Raw genomic sequence first — 16083 nt, 5'->3', positions numbered from 1 at the left:
TTCATAACACTCTTGCGTGCGAAGTTCACACAGTCCATGATACGTTGGATCTCGACGTCATGGAGGCGTGTATGAACGAGTCGGCAACAGCGGAGTTGCCCAAGTCGGGCTTCGGGCGCTTGCTCACGAAATGGGGGCTGCCCGCACCCCTGTTCCTCGGGTATGTCGGACTGCTCCTGTTCATGATCGGCGACGGAGTGGAATCCGGTTTCATCGCGCCGTACATGGCGGACAACGGCGCGGGCACGGAAATCAAGGCGTCGTACGTGATCACCGTGTACGGCGTCGCGGTGATGCTCGCGTCGTGGCTGTCGGGCGCGCTGTCCGAACTGTGGGGCCCTCGGCGGGTCATGATCATCGGCCTGGTCATCTGGCTGGTGTTCGACGCGCTGTTCCTGACGATCGGCCTCGCCGGCGGGAATTACGCGGCGATGCTGATCTGCTACGGCATCCGCGGATTCGGCTATCCGATGTTCGCGTTCGGGTTCCTGGTGTGGATCACCGCGGTGGCCCCGGTCGCCCGGCTCGGCGCGGCGGTCGGCTGGTTCTACTTCGCCTTCACCGGCGGACTGCCCACGCTCGGCGCGCTCGTCGCCAGCTTCACCAATCCGCTGTTCGGCCACTACGGCACGCTGTGGGTGGCGGTCGTGCTGCTCGGCGTCGGCGGGCTCGTGGCGGTGTTCGGCGTCCGGCAGCGCACGGGGTACCGCAGGCTCGCGCCGCCGGACGTGAAACCGGTGCAGAGCCTGGTTTCCAGCGTCTCGATCGCGTGGAAGAAGCCGCGGGTCGGCGTCGGCATGATCGTGCGGGTCATCAACACCGCGCCCGAGTTCGGCATGCTTGTGTTCTTCCCGACGATCTTCATCTCCCAGATCGGATTCGGGGAAAGCCGGTGGCTGCTGCTCGTTTCGGTGATCTACGGGACGAACATCTTCTTCAACCTGATCTTCGGCGTGCTGAGCGACCGGATCGGCTGGCGCACCACGATTTTCTGGTTCGGCGCGATCGGCTGTGCGATCTCCATCCTGCTGCTGTACTTCGTGCCGGTCGCGATGGGCTCGCAGTACTACTGGCTCGCGCTGATCGTCGGCGCGCTCTACGGTGCGACGCTCGCCGGGTTCGTGCCGATCTCCGCGTTGTTGCCGTCGCTGGCCCCGGAGCACAAGGGCGGCGCAATGGCTCTGCTGAATCTCGGTGCGGGCGCGGCGGCGTTCGTCGGACCGGCGATCGTGTCGCTGTTCCTCGGACCGGCCGGTGCCGCCGGAGTCGTCATCATCTTCGCCGCGCTGTATCTGGTGGCCGCGGTGCTGGTGCGATTCCTGAAGCTGCCTGAGGAAACCGAGAAGGCACTCGCGAGCGACGGCAGCTTGCAAGATGTCGAAGAAAGGGTCAGCACGGCGTGAACGAGCAGGTCTCGGTCGGCATCGACGTCGCCACCGCGGGGGTTCGCGCCTTCGCGGTGCGCGACGGCTCGGTCCTCGCCACCGCATCGGCGTCGCTGCCGGCGCCGGTGCGCGCGGGCGGTGGCCGCAGCGAACAGGATCCGTCGGCGTGGTGGCCCGCGGTCGGTTCGGTGCTGAACGAGGTCACGGCCGCGCTGCCCGGCCGCGGCGCGGAAGTCGCGGCGGTGGCGATCGCGGCGACGTCCGGAACGATCGTCGGAGTCGACGCCGCGGGCGAACCGGTGACGCCCGCGTTGATGTACGACGACCGGCGCGGAGCGGACTACAACGCGAAAGCCGTCGAACTCGGCGCCGGACGGTGGCAGAAACTGGGTTCGAGCGTCTCGCCGACCGCGGCACTCGGCCGGATCGCCTGGCTAGCCGAGCACACCGAGGCGGTCGCCGTCCGGCACACGCCGGAGATGATCGCGGCGAAACTGACCGGACATCCGGTCGCAGCGGATTGGTCGCACGCACTCAAAAGCGGTTACGACCCGTTGGCTGGGGAATGGCCGTCCGAAGTATTCGCCGGTCTGGGCGTGCCGGAGGGGATGCTGCCGCCGGTAGTCGCGCCGACGAGCGTGCTCGGCGAGATCTCGGTGCCGGTCGCCGGGTTGCCTGCCGGATGTCTCGTGGTGGCAGGCATGACAGACGGATGCGCGGGACAACTCGCCGCAGGCGCGGTCGAACCAGGGCGATTTGTGGGAATCCTCGGAACCACCTATGTGCTGAAGGGTGTTACGGAATCGCTCGTGCCGGATCCCACCGGAGTCATGTACAGCCACCGCCATCCAGACGGCTGGTGGCTGCCAGGCGGTGCGTCGAACACTGGCGGCGAGTCCGTTGCGGACAGTCCGCGGCTAGCCGAGTTGGATGCCGCCGCCACTGCGCGCGGTCCGGCCGAGGTTGTGGCTTTCCCGTTGCGGCGCAAGGGAGAACGTTTTCCCTTCGCCCATGGTGACGCCGAGGGTTTCGTTCTCGGCACGCCAGCCGACGACGTCGAGCTGCATCGGGCGCGATTGGAAGGGGTCGCCTTCCTGGAACGACTCGCCCTGGACCATTTGCGGCGTCTGGGCGTCCCGGTCCGTGAACCGCTCCTGGCGGCGGGCGGTGGCAGCAAGAGTCCTTTGTGGACGCAGATCCGGGCCACGGTGAGCGGGCTTGGGTTGCAAGTCGCACCGCAAGCAGAAACAGGCTACGGCGCAGCACTCCTCGCGGCGGTGGGGTGCACGTCGGGTGGGCTGAGTGCGGTGTGCAAGGGAATGCCGGTGGGGTCATTGATTGAGCCTGTGCCGGGTGAGTCGGCGGCGATGTCGGCTTCGTACCAACGGTTTTGCCGCGAACTGCGGGATCGTGGCTGGATTGATGACGAGCTGTTCACGGTGGCGGCGGGGTGATGCTGCTGGGGATTTTGCGCGGCTGACTGGGACTTGGACCCGATCGTGGGCGCTGCCGGTCGGTTGAGACGAGACAGGTCGAGTGTTTGGAAGGCGTGGGCGGGGTTGGAAGGCGCGGGGCCGGTCTGGCAGCCCGGCCAGCAAACTGGCGATTCTCGTCGCCGACGAGCTCGCCCAACCGCCAGCGAGAGCAGCGAGCTCGGAGTCTTGCGCCACCGGCAACTGAACGAGCAATCAGAGCGGCGAAGTCAACAGGTCTGCAGGCCGAGGCCGAGCTAGAACGGCGAAGCCAGCGGATTCGCAGCCGGGGCCGAGCCAACCCGGCCACGCCAGCAGGCCCGCACGTCGAAGCCGAACCAGCCCGGCGAGGTCAGCAGATTCGCACGCCGAAGCCGTGCCAGCCCATCACACCAGCAGACCCGCACGCCGAAGCCGAACCAGCGCGGCCAAGCCAGCAAACTCGCACGCCGAAGCCGAAGCCGACGCCGAGCCAACCCGACCACGCCAGCAAACTCGCACGCCGACGCCGACGCCGACGCCGAACCAACCCGACCACGCCAGCAAACTGGCGGGCCAGAGCCAAGGGCAAGGGCGCGGGCGAGTCAGCCCGGTCGCTCGCGAGCTGGGCTAGTCGATACGGCTGGGCTGGCTCGGACGGTGCGGTCGAGGCGGTTAGCTGCGACCTGCGCGCGGGCGGCCAGGGCGACGGCCGTTGCCATTGCTGCGCGGGGTCGGCGGTTCGGAGGACTTTGCCGCTTGTTGCGGCCCCGCGGTCGACTGGGTGTCTGAGCGCGGGGTCGGCTGGGGCAAAGCCGGTGCGGACGAGCCGGTTGCTGATGGGGCGTCGGTCGCTGACGTGGTTGATGGCTGGGAAGGTGCGTCAGCCGATGAAGATGTCGAGGTCTGCCTCGGAGCGGCAGTTCCTGAGGGAGCATCCGTCGGCGACGAGGCGGAACCTTGCGGAGGAGCGGAAGCGGCGTCCTCTTCCTGCGAGCCGAGGAAGCGCAACGCCTCCTGGACGGCTTCGTTGGTCGCAGCGATCCGGTCCGCGACCTTGGTGCGCAAGTCCAGGGCCAGGGTGCGCGATTCGGTGGCTTCGGTTTGCTTTTGGAGAGCGTCGGCGAGGGCAGTCTCTGCCTGTGCCTTCTTGATGGCGATCTCTTCCGACGCTCGACGGTCGGCCTCGGCTCGGGCTTGGGCGGCGGCTGCTTCGGCAGCGGCGTCGGCTTCGGCGCGGCGTCGGGCGGATTCCTCGTCGGCGGCTTGGCGGGCGGCTTCGGCTGCGGCGTCTGCCTCGGCGCGGGCCTGGGCGGCGGCTTCGTCGGCTTCGGTGCGGATGCGGAGGGCTTCGGCGTCCTTCTCGTCGCGGATGCGGCGGGCTTCGGCGTCGGCGGCTAGGCGGGCGTGCTGGGCTTCCGCATCCGCCTTGGCACGGGCTTCGGCGGCCGCCTCGTCGGCTTGGGTGCGGGCAGTCAGAGCTGCCTGATCGGCTTCGGCGCGGGCTGCTGCGGAAGCCTGGTCTGCCTCGGCACGGGCGCGGTCGGCGGCTTCGGTGCGGGACGCGATTTCGGCGTCGGCCGCAGCCGTTCGGGTGGTGATGTCTTCATTGGCCGCTGCGGTGCGGGTGGCGATATCCGCGTCGGCGGCGGCGGTGCGCGTCGCGATGTCTTCTTCTGCGGCGGCCAGGCGGGTCGCGATCTCTGAATCAGCCGCGGCGGTCCGAGTGGCGATGTCCTCGTTCGCCGCGGCGGTGCGCGTGGAAATGTCCTCATCGGCTGCCGCGGTGCGGGTCGCGATATCCGAATCGGCAGCCGCAGTCCGCGTCGCGATGTCTTCGTTGCCTGCCTTGAGTCGCGCTTCCAAGTCTGCCAGGCGGGTCGCGATCTCCTCGTCCGCTGCGGCCGTCCGGCTCGCGATGTCCGCTTCCGCGGCGGCGATCCGGGATTCCAGATCCGCTTGTCGCGCAGCCAGGTCCTGCTCCGCAGCCGCGACGCGGGCGTCGAGGGCCTCCGAGCGCGCGGCCAAATCGGCGTGGGTCTCCGTTAGCAAACGCTGGCGTTCCGCTTCCGCTTCTTTGGCCGCTTTGTCCGCTGCCCGTTGGGTTTCGTGGGCGTAGCGGTCCGCTTCAGTACGCGTCGAGGACGCGTCCGCTTCCGCGGAGCGGCGCAGGTCGGCGATTTCCTCCTCGGCCAGCTGCACCATCATCCGCACGCGCTCGGAGATCGCACCGGCACCGGCCGGGCTCGAGGTGACTCGGACCAGTGCGGCCTTCGCCTCGGACAGCTCCGACTGGGCTGTCGTCAGGGCCTTCGTGAGCTCGCCAGCGGTGGCCACCGCCTCGTCGCGGCCGTGGGAGGTCGTCTTGAGTTCGCTGGTCAGCTGGGCGATGCGGGCGTCGACCTGGTGCGGGTCGTATCCCTTCCGGGTAATAGCAAAGGCGGGGTGCTGCGGCTTCTCGGGCGCGACCATCGGGCCACCTTAGTGATCCGGGCACCTGCGGCACGTACCGCCAAACGGCTGTATTACGAAGCGCGAAACCCGACGTCACGCATGGCATCCTGTCCCCCGACGTACCGCGCGGGCGAACGGGGCAGACGCATGGACCTTCCAGCCATCGCCGCCGACCTGGCCGCGCACTGGCACGTGTACGCGACCATGCCGTTCATCGCGGCGCTCATCGGGTACCTGACCAAACGCGTCGCGATCGAGATGATGTTCCGGCCGCTCGAGTTCCGCGGCATCCGACCCTTCCTCGGCTGGCAGGGCGTCATCCCGGCCAACTCCCGGCGGATGGCGACCACCGCGGTCGACCTGCTCACCAAGAACCTCCTCGACCCACGCGAGGTCTTTGCCCGGCTCGATCCGGAGGAAATGGTCGCGCAGCTGGAAGAACCGCTGCTGAAGGCGGTCGACGAGGTCACCCGCGAGGTGTTCGAGACCTACCAGCCGCGGTTGTGGGAAATGCTGCCCGCTCGCGCGCAGCAACTGCTGGTGGACCGCGTCCGCGCGCAGGCGCCCGTCGTCGTGAAGCGGCTGATGCGGGAAGTGGCGTCGAATGTGGACGAAGTTCTCGACGTCAACGACATGCTGATCAACGCCATGGTCCGGGACAAATCGCTCACCTGCCGGCTGATCCGCGAGGTCGCCGCGCCCGAGTTCCGGTTCATCGCGCGCAGCGGAATCGGCTTCGGATTCGTCATCGGGCTCGTCCAGCTCATCGCGTGGGCGCTCACGAAACAACCGGTGATCATGCCGATCTTCGGTTTCGTCACGGGCTTCGTCACGGACTGGCTCGCGCTCAAAATGATCTTCTACCCTCGCCAGCCGCGCCGGTTCTTGTTCTTCACCTGGCAGGGCATGTTCCAGAAACGCCGCGCGCAGGTCGCCGCGGACTACGGCGCGTTGATCGCGGAGGAAGTCCTCACCGCGGGGAACGTGCTGGAAGCCGTCCTCACCGGACCGCGTGCGGACAAGCTGTTCGCGCTTGTCACGCGGGAGGTCCAGCGGACCGTCGACGCGCAGGCGGGCCTGGCGAAACCGCTGGTCGCCCTGGCTGTCGGCGGGCGCGAGTATCAGCAGATGAAGCAGGCCGCGGCGGAGAAGGCCATCGCGTATCTGCCGGAGACCGTGAAGCACGTCGAGAGTTATGCGACCGACGCGCTCGACGTCCGCAACACCATCGTCGAGAAGATGCAGCAGCTGACGCCCCTGGAGTTCGAGGGCATTCTCCGGCCGGCGTTCAAACAGGACGAATGGAAACTGATCGCGGTCGGCGCGGTCATCGGCGGCCTCGTCGGCGAACTGCAGGTGCTGCTCTTGCTCCACTAGTGCGCGGGTTACCGTTCCGTAGGCAACACGGAGGGGACGCGCGTGCACACATTCGCCGAGCACTGGCCGGTGTACGTCTCCATGCCGTTCATCGCGGCGCTGATCGGCTACGTCACCAAGCGCGTCGCCATCGAGATGATGTTCCGGCCGCTCGAATTCGTCGGACTGCGGCCCTTCCTCGGCTGGCAGGGCGTGCTGCCCGCGAACGCCGAGCGGATGGCGACGACCGCGACCGAAATGCTCACCACCAACCTCGTCGACCCGAAGGAGATCTTCGCCCGGCTCGACCCGGAGCAGGTCGCGAGGGAGATCGAACAGCCGCTGCTGCGCGTGGTCGAGGACGTCACCCGCGAGGTGATGGAGACCTACCAGCCGCGGCTGTGGGAAATGCTGCCGTCCGGCGCGCAGCAACTGCTGCTGAAACGCGTGCAGGCCGAGGCTCCGCGCGCGATCACGAAGATCATGCGCGAGATTTCCCAGAACATCGAGGACGTGCTCGACCTCAAGCACATGGTCGTCACGAACCTGGTGCGCGACAAGGCTTTGCTGAACCGGCTGATCCGCGACATCTCGCGGCCGGAAATGCGGTTCATCGCGCGTTCCGGCCTCTGGTTCGGGTTCATTCTCGGCTGTGTGCAGCTGCTGGTGTGGTCGCTGACGAAGTCGCCGATCGTGCTGCCGCTGTTCGGGCTCGGGATCGGCTGGCTGACCGACTGGCTCGCGCTCAAAATGATCTTCCTGCCGCGCGAGCCGAAACGGTTCTTCGGCTTCTACAACTGGCAGGGCGTGTTCCAGAAGCGCCGCGACGAGGTGGCCGCCGATTACGGCGACATGATCGCGCGCGAGATCATCACCGTGCCGAATCTGCTGGAAGCCGTGCTGCGCGGGCCGAAATCGGACCGGCTGTTCTCGCTGATCAGCCGCGAGGTGCAGAAGACGATCGACGCGCAGGCCAGCGTCGTGAAGCCGTTCGTCGCGATCGCGGTCGGCACGAAGCGGTTCCAGGAAATGAAGCAGGTCGCCGCCGCGAAGGCCGCCGAGCGGGTGCCGGACACGATCCGGCACGCGGAGACGTACGCGATCAACGCGCTCGACGTCCGCAACACGATCGTGGACCGGATGCGCCGGCTCAGCCCGCTCGAGTTCGAGCAGCTGCTGCGGCCCGCGTTCCGGCAGGATGAATGGAAGCTGATCGCGGTCGGCGCGGTGATCGGCGGGCTCGTCGGCGAACTGCAGGCGTTGCTGCTCCTCGGTTAGCCCGCGCACGCGATACGGTTTCCTTCCGGAACGGGGGAGGGAGACCCGGTGAACGCGGTGCTGGACGACCTCGCACGGCACTGGCCGGTGTACGTCTCGATGCCGTTCGTCGCCGCGCTGATCGGCTACGTCACCAAACGCGTCGCGATCGAGATGATGTTCCGTCCGCTCGAATTCGTCGGCATCCGGCCGTTCCTCGGCTGGCAGGGCGTGGTGCCGAAGCACGGCGGCCGGATGGCCGCGATCGCGACCGACCTGCTCACCGCGAACCTGCTCGACATCGAGGAGGTCTTCGCCCGCGTCGACCCGGTGATCATCACCCGCGAACTCGAGCAGCCGCTGCTGCGGGCGGTCGACGGGATCGCCCGCGACGTGCTCGAACAGCATCATCCGCGGCTGTGGGAGGTCATGCCCACGCTCGCCCAGGAACTGCTGATCAAGCAGGTGCAGGCCAGCACGCCGCAGTTGGTGCGGGAGTTCCTGGACGAGGTCCGCGACAATCTGGACGAGGTCCTCGACGTCCGGCACATGACCGTCGAACGGCTCACCCGCGACCGGGCGCTGCTGGTCCGGCTGATCCGCGAGACGTCCCGGCCGGAGATGACGTTCATCGCGCGCGCCGGGATCGTCTTCGGCTTCGTGCTCGGCCTGGTCCAGGCCCTGGTGTGGGCGTTCACCCGGCAGCCGCTGGTGCTGCCGATCTTCGGCGGTGCGATCGGGCTGTTCACCGACTGGCTGGCGATCAAGATGATCTTCCTGCCGCGCGAGCCGGTGCGGCTGGGCCGGGTCATCCTGCAAGGCAAGTTCCAGCGGCGGCGCGCCGAGGTCGCCCGGCAGTACGGCGAGCTGGTCGCCAACGAGGTGCTGACCGTCCCGAATCTGCTCGATGCCTTGCTGCGCGGCCCGAAGTCGGACCGGCTCGTGGCGATGGTCGAACGCGCTGTCGGGCACGCGGTGGACGCGCAGGTCAGCGCCGCGAAACCGGTGGTCGCGCTCGCCGTCGGGGCGCAGCGGCTGCAGGAGATGAAGCACGCCGCGGCGCAGCGGGCGCTGGCCGAGATGCCGTTGACCGCCCGGTACGCCGAGGGGTACCTGACCGAGGCGATGGACGTGGCGAAGATGGTGGAGCAGCGGATGCTCGCGCTGACGCCGCTGGAGTTCGAGGGCTTGCTGCGGCCGGCGTTCCGGCAGGACGAGTGGAAGCTGATCGCGGTCGGCGGCGTGATCGGGTTCCTCGTCGGCGAGTTGCAAGTCCTCCTCATGCTCGGCTGACTTTTCGGCGGTTGTTCGCGCCGGGCTCACTCGAACTGGCTAACCTCAGTGACGTGTCCGAGCCACCGCAGCTGCCCGCAGTCCACGAGGCCTACCTGCCCCGCGAGCACGCGCTGCATCGCCCGCGGCACGGCAAACGGCAGCTGACCGCGCTGGTCAGCGCCCTGTTGTTCTTCGTGACGCCGACCCTGCTGTGGGTCGTCGGGGTCCGGCCGAGCGAGATCGAAAACCACAAGCTCGCCGGGTTCCCCAGCCTTGGCGAAGGCTTCAAGTTCTTCACCAACCTCCCCAAATGGGCGACCGACCAGCTGTCGTTCCGGGCCGGCGCGATCAACGCGGCGAACGGGATCAGCGAGGGTGTCTTCGGCGAAGCAGCACCGCTCGACCAGGGTTCCGCGTCGAACTCCGGCCCGATCCCGGCCCCGCCGCTGCAGCAGCCGGGCGCGCCGAACACCGGCCCGTCGACGCCGAGCGGACCGGGTTCCAGCCAGGCCGGATACCGCAAGGTCGTGCAGGGCACCGACGGCTGGCTGTACTACGGCTACGACTCCGAAGCGAAGTGCACGCCGACCCAGGACATCGACACCACGATGAAGCGGATCGACGAACTGCGCGCGGCGGTCGAGGCATCGGGCCGGAAGTTCGTGTTCGTGGTGACGCCGGACAAGACGACGATGGTGCCGCAGTTCCTGCCCGCGAGTTACCCGGGCAAGGAATGTTCGCAGGCCGCCTCGCCGAACGACTGGTACAAGATCACCACCGAAGGCCACTCGCTCGACCTGCGCCCGCAACTGGCCGCCGAAGCGGCCAGGGTCGGCCACCCGATCTACGCCCCCAACGACACCCACTGGCGCGACGAAGGCGGCCTCGTCCTCACGCGCGCACTCGCCGACACGATCAAGCCGGGCGCGACGAACAGCTGGCTGAGCGCCCCGGACGGCCAGTACGACGCGGTCGCGGACCTGCCGCTGCTGCTCGGCCAAACCGGCGTCAAGACGAACACCCGCTACAACCTGCGCCCGGACGGCGTCACCGACCGCGCGGGGGAATTCATCGGCAGCATCGACCAGCCGGTGCACCGCTCGGCCCCGCCGATCGTCGGCACGATCGACCAGCCGACCCTGGTTTACGGGGACTCGTTCAGCCTCGCGTCGTCGCGGTATCTGGAGGCGGCGTTCACAAACCTCACGTATTTGGCGTATTCGACGGACAAGACGCCGCAGTCGCAGGCGGTGGACCAGTTCGTGAACTCGCACGTGGTGGTGCTGCAGGCGGTGGAGCGGAATGTGGCTGGCGGGTTGGTGCCGTTCACGGATGAGGGGTTTATTTCCGCGGTGAAGGCGGCGTTGGCGCAGCATCCGATCCGGTAGCGGATTCGGTGATGGCGGCACACCAAGGAGCTCGTCGGAGACGTGGGGCGTAAGCGTTTCTTCAAGTCCGGGTACGGCTACGGCTACGGCTAACCGACCGGAACCGGGGCCGCTTCCACTGGACTAGTCCGCACTCCGCGTCGGCGGTCGCGGACCCACGCGATCACTCGGCACACCAGATAAATCAAGAACGAAATCGAAGTCACGAACGCACTCACCGGCAGCCCCGGGGCGAGCGACAACACGATTCCGCCCAGTGCGGCGACCTCCGCGAACACCACCGACAGCACCGTGGCGCGCAAGGGGCTGGCCGTCACCCGGGCGGCGGCCGCGGCGGGGGTCACCATCAGGGCGACCACCAGGAGCGACCCGACCACCTGCACGCTCAGCGCCGTCGCGACACCGACCAGCAGGGAAAACAGCACCGTCAGCGTCTTGACCGGGACCCCGCGCGCCTCGGCCACCGAGCGGTCGACGCTGGCGAACAGGAGCGGGCGGTAGATCATCGCCAGCACCGCCAGCACCGCCGCGGCGGAGATCACCAAGGCGGTCAGGTTCGTGCTGTCCACGGTGATGATCTGGCCGGTGAGAATGCCGAACTTGTTCGCTGACCGTCCTTTGTAGAACGACAGCAGCAGGACGCCCATGCCCAAGCCGAAGGACAGGATCACGCCGATCACCGAATCGCGGTCGGCGTCGCGGATTCCCAGGATTCCCAGCAACAGTGCGGCGGCGACGGCACCGGCCAGTGCGCCGTATTCCACTCCGACGCCCAGCAACAGGGCACCGGCCGCGCCGGTGAAGGCCAGTTCGGACGTTCCGTGCACCGCGAAGGACATGCGGCGCATCACGATCAGCGGGCCGAGCACCCCGGCCAGCAAGCCGAGCACCGCGGCCGCGATCAGGGCGATGCGGACGCTGTCCAGTTCCGAGATCAGCTCCCACGTCTTGGCGAAGTCGAACATGCCGTCCAAGGCTCAGCCCACTGCTTCCTGCTCGTGGTGATGCGGTTCGTCCTCGCACAGCGCGCTCTGCGCACCGGCGATGTGAATCTGCCCGCCGACGCGCAGCACCTCGATCTTCGTTCCGTACAGATCCGACAGCGTCTCCGAGGTCATCACCTCGTCCGGCTTGCCGATCCGGAACTGGCCGTTCACCAGGTACAGCACGCGGTCGACGAACTGCAGGACCGGGTTGATCTCGTGGGTCACGAACAGCACCGCGGACCCGGCCTCGCGCCGACGCGCGTCGATCAGTTCGCTCACCGCACGCTGGTGTGCCAGGTCGAGCGACAGCAGCGGTTCGTCGCACAGCAGCACCGTCGGGTCACCGACCAATGCCTGTGCCACCCGCAGTCGTTGCTGCTCGCCGCCGGACAAGCGGCCGACCGGCTGTTTCGCGTAGCGCGTGCCGCCGACGGATTCGATTACCGACGCCACGCGGCGTTTCCGGGCGCGCATTCCGGCCAGGCCTGGACCCCAGCGGTGCCCATCGAGTCCCAAGCCGACCAGGTCGACGCCGCGCAGCGTGAGCGAATCGTCGATCGCGCGCTGCTGCGGGATGTAGCCGACCTTGCGGTTCGCCCCTCCCGGACGCCCGCCCGCGATTTCCACCGTGCCCGCCGACAGCGACTGCATCCCTAGCAGCGCCTTGAGGAAGCTGCTCTTGCCGGAACCGTTCGGACCGAGGACGGCCAGGAATTCGCCCGGCTCGACATCGAGGTCCAAACCGGACCAGAGGGTGCGGTCGCCGAAGGCGAGCCCGGCCCCGCGCACGCGGACCGCGGGGCCGGCTTCCGGAAGCTGGACGGACATCAGCTGTTCAGAGCCCCCGACAGCGAGTCCACATCCTTGGTCATCCAGTCAATGTAGCCCGTGACGTTCGCCGGGAGCGTCTCGGATACGTCGACCACCGCGACCCCGGACGCCTTCGCGTCGGCGACCGCCTGCTTGGTCAGCGGGGTGACCGTCTGCACGTTGTTGACCAGCGCCTTCACCTGCTTCTCCTTGATCAGCTTGGTGAACTCGGAGACCGCCGCGGCGGGCACGTCGGTCTCGTTCTCGATCGCGTCGGAGAACGCCTTCGGGGTGGCGTCGGCGATGTTCGCGGTCTTCAGCAGGTAGTGCGCGACCGGTTCGGTGACGACAACCTTCGTGTCCGGGTGCGCGGTGCCCAGCGCGGACGCCTTCTTGATCAAGCCGTCGAGCTGGCCCTTGAAGGTCTTGGCGTTCTCGTCGAACTTCTGCTTCGACGCGGGCTGGATCTCGCCGAGCGCGGCCGCGACCTGGTCGGCGACCTTCGCGACGCCCGGCAGGTCGTACCAGACGTGCTCGTTCTCCTCGCCCGGCTTGGCGATGTCGTAGGCGACCAGTTTCTTCGCCGAGGCCGCCTCGCCGGAGAGCTTGGTGAAGAACTCGTCGTACCCGCCGCCGTTCGCCAGCGTCAGCTGCGCCTTCTTGGCGGCGAGCGCGTCGTCGGCGGTCGATTCGTACGAGTGCGGGTCAGCCGATGGATCGTGAATGATCGACGTGACCTGCACTTTGTCGCCTCCGACGGCGGACGCGACACTGCCCCAGACATCGGTGGAGGCGACGACCTTCACCTGGTCGCCCGTGCCCCCTCCCGCCCCGGAACCGGACGAGGACGACGTGCTGGAGCACGCGCCGAGCGCGAACACAGCCAGAGCCGACGCGGCGGCGAGGACGCTCGTGGTGCGGCGGGAAGTCATCGGGCACTCCTGGGTCGAACTGCTAATGGAAACCGTTGTCAGATTCACTTTACCCCATCCGAACGGCGAGCCTCACTCCACCGGGTGGCCGCACGCGCTCTTGATCACCGAGCGGATCGAGACGCTCACCACAGGGGTGTCGCTTCTGGAAAACGATCTGAACCGTTACGGTTTGCGGATGGGCCGTCCTATTCGCACCCGGAGGCAGGCGACATTGGCGTCGCTCGCGGCGGAACTCGGGGTGTCCAGGACCACCGTGTCCAACGCCTACAACCGCCCGGATCAGCTCTCCCCCGAACTGCGCCGCAGGGTGCTCGAGACCGCGCGCCGGCTCGGCTACCCCGGCCCGGACCCGGTCGCGCGCTCGCTGCGCACCCGCAAGGCGGGCGCGGTCGGGCTGCTGCTGACCGAGAACCTCTCCTACGCCTTCCGCGACCCGGCCGCCGTCGGCGTGCTCGAAGGACTCGCGCTGGCCTGCGAGGACGCGGGCGTCGGCCTGCATCTCGTGCCGGCCAGCCCCGGTCGCGAGGACCTCGCCGCGGTGCACCGCGCGGGCGTGGACGGGTTTGTCGTGTACTCCGTGCCGGACGACGACCCGCATCTCGCGGCCGTCCTGGAACGGCCGGTGCCGACGGTGATCATCGACCAGCCCCGGATCGAGGGCGTGGACCGCGTCGGCCCGGACGACGCGGCCGCCGTCACCCAGCTCGCCGACCATCTGGTGGCGCTCGGCCACCGGCAGATCGGCGTTCTCTGCATGCGGCTCGGCCGCGAGCGCAACGACGATTTCGTGACTTCCGAACGGCAGAGCGGCGCGCATTTCCACGTGCAGCGCACCCGGCTGGAGGCGCTGGCGACGGCGTTTTCCTCGGCGGGCGTCGACTGGGCGACCGTCCCGGTGGTCGAACGCTTCGACCACACGGTGGACGACGGCGCCTCTGCCGCACGTCAGCTCCTGGACGCGTATCCGCAGGTCACCGCACTGGTGTGCACCTCGGACATCCTCGCGCTCGGCGCGCTGGCCGAGGCCGCGCGACGTGGGCTGCGAGTGCCGCTCGACCTCACGGTGACCGGGTTCGACGGCATCGCCGAGGCGGAACGCTCCGGCCTCACGACGGTGCATCAGCCGGTGCTGGAGAAGGGCAAGGTGGCCGGACGGCTGCTGCTCAGCTCCGCCGAGCGCGTCGGGCCGAAGGTGATCACGCTGCCGACCGAACTGCGGGTCGGGAGGACGTCGGCGCCACCGCGGACGGTCGAGGAGCCCTGGTTCGGCGGCTGAGCGGTTCACCCCAGCCTTTGCCGTGATTTCCGGCCCACCGCATTGTGTACGCGGGTCCGGGCCGGTTCCATAGTGGGAACCGCCCGCGCAGGCCGAAAGGTGCCCCATGACCTCCATCGACGTGCTGCTCAAGCGTAATCAGGAGATCGGGAACATCGTTCCCGGCGACCGGTCCTCCCCCAAGCCGTCGCTGCAGGTGTCGATCCTCACCTGCATGGACGCCCGGATCCGGGTGTTCGAGATCTTCGGCCTGCTGCAGGGTGAGGCGCACGTGCTGCGCAACGCGGGCGGGGTGGTCACCGACGACATGATCCGGTCGCTCGCGCTCAGCCAGCGCAAGCTCGGCACCCGCGAGGTGCTGATCGTCCAGCACACCGACTGCGGCCTCTCCACGGTCACCGAGGACGAGTTCAAGGACGAACTGGAGACCGCGACCGGGCTGCGGCCGACCTGGGCGGTCGAGGCGTTCCGCAAGGTCGAGGACAGCGTGCGCACGTCGATGGAGCGCGCCCGGCGCAGCGACTTCCTCCTGCACAACGACAACGTGCGCGGATTCGTCTACGACGTGAAGGCCGGGAGCCTGACCGAGGTCAAGTAAGGGCCGTCGTATTCAATGGCGGGGTGGCAGTAGACACCGATGTTCTGATCGAGTGGTTCGCCGACGTCGGCCGGGACCTGCCCTGGCGGGAGCCGGACTGCTCGGCGTGGGGCGTGCTGGTCAGCGAAATCATGCTGCAGCAGACGCCGGTCTCGCGCGTCCAGCCGATCTGGCTGGAGTGGATGGCTCGCTGGCCGGTTCCCTCGGCGCTGGCCGCGGAGACCACCGGCGAGGTCGTGCGCGCGTGGGGCAAGCTCGGCTACCCGCGTCGCGCGCTTCGGCTGCACGCCGCCGCCACCGTCATTGCCCAGGAGCACGGCGATGTCGTGCCGTCCGATGTAGACACGCTGCTCGCGTTGCCCGGCATCGGCGCGTACACGGCGCGCGCGGTCGCGGCGTTCGCGTACGGCAAGCGCGCACCCGTGGTCGACACCAACGTCCGACGCGTGGTCGCGCGTGCCGTTCATGGCGCGGGCGACGCGGGCCCGGCGTCGAATACTCGCGACATGGCGGACGTCGAGGCGTTGCTGCCCGTCGAGGACGCTCCTGCGGCGAAGCTGTCCGCGGCGTTGATGGAGCTGGGCGCGCTGATCTGCACCGCCCGGTCGCCGAAGTGCGCGGACTGCCCGATTTACGCCGAATGCAAGTGGCAGCACAACGGCCGTCCCGAATACGCCGGTCCCGCCAAGCCGGTGCAGAAGTTCGCCGGCACCGACCGGCAGGTGCGCGGGCTGCTGCTGGACGTTCTGCGCGGTGCCGAGGGGCCGGTCGAGAAGGCTCGGCTGGACCTCGTGTGGCACGAATCGGGCCAGCGCGACCGGTGCCTGGATTCGCTGCTCGTGGACGGTCTGCTGGAGCAAACCCGCGACGGGCTGTTCGCGCTTCCCGGGGAACACTGACGCACTACGACGA

The 16083-nt window shown here is 68.4% G+C and carries 13 protein-coding genes; 9 read left to right on the top strand and 4 right to left on the bottom strand.

Annotated features, from left to right (window positions below; translation table 11 throughout):
• Window positions 1-71 precede the first annotated feature (71 nt).
• Together DMP23_RS37335 and DMP23_RS37330 are read left to right on the top strand one after the other, a co-directional pair.
• Window positions 72-1403: an MFS transporter gene (locus DMP23_RS37335; protein ID WP_167756340.1), complete on the top strand. Its 1332-nt coding sequence runs from the start codon at window positions 72-74 to the stop codon at window positions 1401-1403.
• The gene (locus DMP23_RS37330) at window positions 1400-2839 is read left to right on the top strand and encodes an FGGY-family carbohydrate kinase (protein WP_337823833.1); all 1440 of its coding nucleotides are present in this window, start codon (window positions 1400-1402) and stop codon (window positions 2837-2839) included. The genes DMP23_RS37335 and DMP23_RS37330 overlap by 4 nt, the downstream gene beginning before the upstream one ends.
• A 672-nt stretch (window positions 2840-3511) precedes the next feature.
• On the opposite strand, the gene DMP23_RS37325 is transcribed toward DMP23_RS37330, so the two are convergent.
• Entirely contained in the window at window positions 3512-5308 is a 1797-nt protein-coding gene (locus DMP23_RS37325; RefSeq protein WP_337823832.1) for a hypothetical protein, read from the bottom strand.
• 129 nt (window positions 5309-5437) lie between these two features.
• On the opposite strand from DMP23_RS37325, the gene DMP23_RS37320 reads away from it, so the two are divergent.
• From DMP23_RS37320 to DMP23_RS37305, 4 genes are all read left to right on the top strand, one after another.
• Complete coding sequence (locus DMP23_RS37320; RefSeq protein ID WP_337823831.1) at window positions 5438-6667, top strand: DUF445 family protein; 1230 nt, start codon at window positions 5438-5440, stop codon at window positions 6665-6667.
• Window positions 6668-6748: 81 nt separating this feature from the next.
• Window positions 6749-7924 (top strand): DUF445 family protein, encoded by a 1176-nt coding sequence (locus tag DMP23_RS37315; RefSeq protein ID WP_336157176.1) that lies wholly within the window; start codon window positions 6749-6751, stop codon window positions 7922-7924.
• A gap of 48 nt (window positions 7925-7972) precedes the next feature.
• A complete protein-coding gene (locus tag DMP23_RS37310; protein WP_037808190.1) occupies window positions 7973-9196 on the top strand; it encodes a DUF445 domain-containing protein in 1224 nt (407 codons plus the stop codon).
• A gap of 53 nt (window positions 9197-9249) precedes the next feature.
• The gene (locus tag DMP23_RS37305) at window positions 9250-10566 is read left to right on the top strand and encodes an alginate O-acetyltransferase AlgX-related protein (RefSeq protein ID WP_337823830.1); all 1317 of its coding nucleotides are present in this window, start codon (window positions 9250-9252) and stop codon (window positions 10564-10566) included.
• Between the two features lie 89 nt (window positions 10567-10655).
• On the opposite strand, the gene DMP23_RS37300 is transcribed toward DMP23_RS37305, so the two are convergent.
• Genes DMP23_RS37300 through DMP23_RS37290 form a run of 3 tightly spaced genes read right to left on the bottom strand, consistent with a single transcriptional unit; the run spans window position 10656 to window position 13294 of the window.
• Entirely contained in the window at window positions 10656-11540 is an 885-nt protein-coding gene (locus tag DMP23_RS37300; protein ID WP_037808196.1) for a metal ABC transporter permease, read from the bottom strand.
• A gap of 3 nt (window positions 11541-11543) precedes the next feature.
• Entirely contained in the window at window positions 11544-12380 is an 837-nt protein-coding gene (locus DMP23_RS37295; RefSeq protein WP_037808198.1) for a metal ABC transporter ATP-binding protein, read from the bottom strand.
• Complete coding sequence (locus DMP23_RS37290) at window positions 12380-13294, bottom strand: metal ABC transporter solute-binding protein, Zn/Mn family (protein WP_043827170.1); 915 nt, start codon at window positions 13292-13294, stop codon at window positions 12380-12382. The genes DMP23_RS37295 and DMP23_RS37290 overlap by 1 nt, the downstream gene beginning before the upstream one ends.
• Before the next feature lie 178 nt (window positions 13295-13472).
• Between DMP23_RS37290 and DMP23_RS37285 the strand changes: the two genes are divergently transcribed.
• The 3 genes from DMP23_RS37285 to DMP23_RS37275 all read left to right on the top strand — a co-directional run bounded on the left by DMP23_RS37285 (window position 13473) and on the right by DMP23_RS37275 (window position 16070).
• Window positions 13473-14573, top strand: coding sequence for a LacI family DNA-binding transcriptional regulator (locus DMP23_RS37285; protein ID WP_037809317.1), 1101 nt, complete (start codon window positions 13473-13475; stop codon window positions 14571-14573).
• A 106-nt stretch (window positions 14574-14679) separates the two neighbouring features.
• Complete coding sequence (locus DMP23_RS37280; protein WP_037808204.1) at window positions 14680-15171, top strand: beta-class carbonic anhydrase; 492 nt, start codon at window positions 14680-14682, stop codon at window positions 15169-15171.
• 23 nt (window positions 15172-15194) lie between these two features.
• Window positions 15195-16070: an A/G-specific adenine glycosylase gene (locus tag DMP23_RS37275; protein ID WP_336156685.1), complete on the top strand. Its 876-nt coding sequence runs from the start codon at window positions 15195-15197 to the stop codon at window positions 16068-16070.
• Window positions 16071-16083 lie beyond the last annotated feature (13 nt).

This window comes from Amycolatopsis sp. A1MSW2902, from assembly GCF_017312175.1.
Lineage (GTDB): Bacteria > Actinomycetota > Actinomycetes > Mycobacteriales > Pseudonocardiaceae > Amycolatopsis > Amycolatopsis nivea.
Note: the sequence above shows the minus strand (reverse complement) of the source record. Positions and strands in the feature narration are given on the sequence as shown.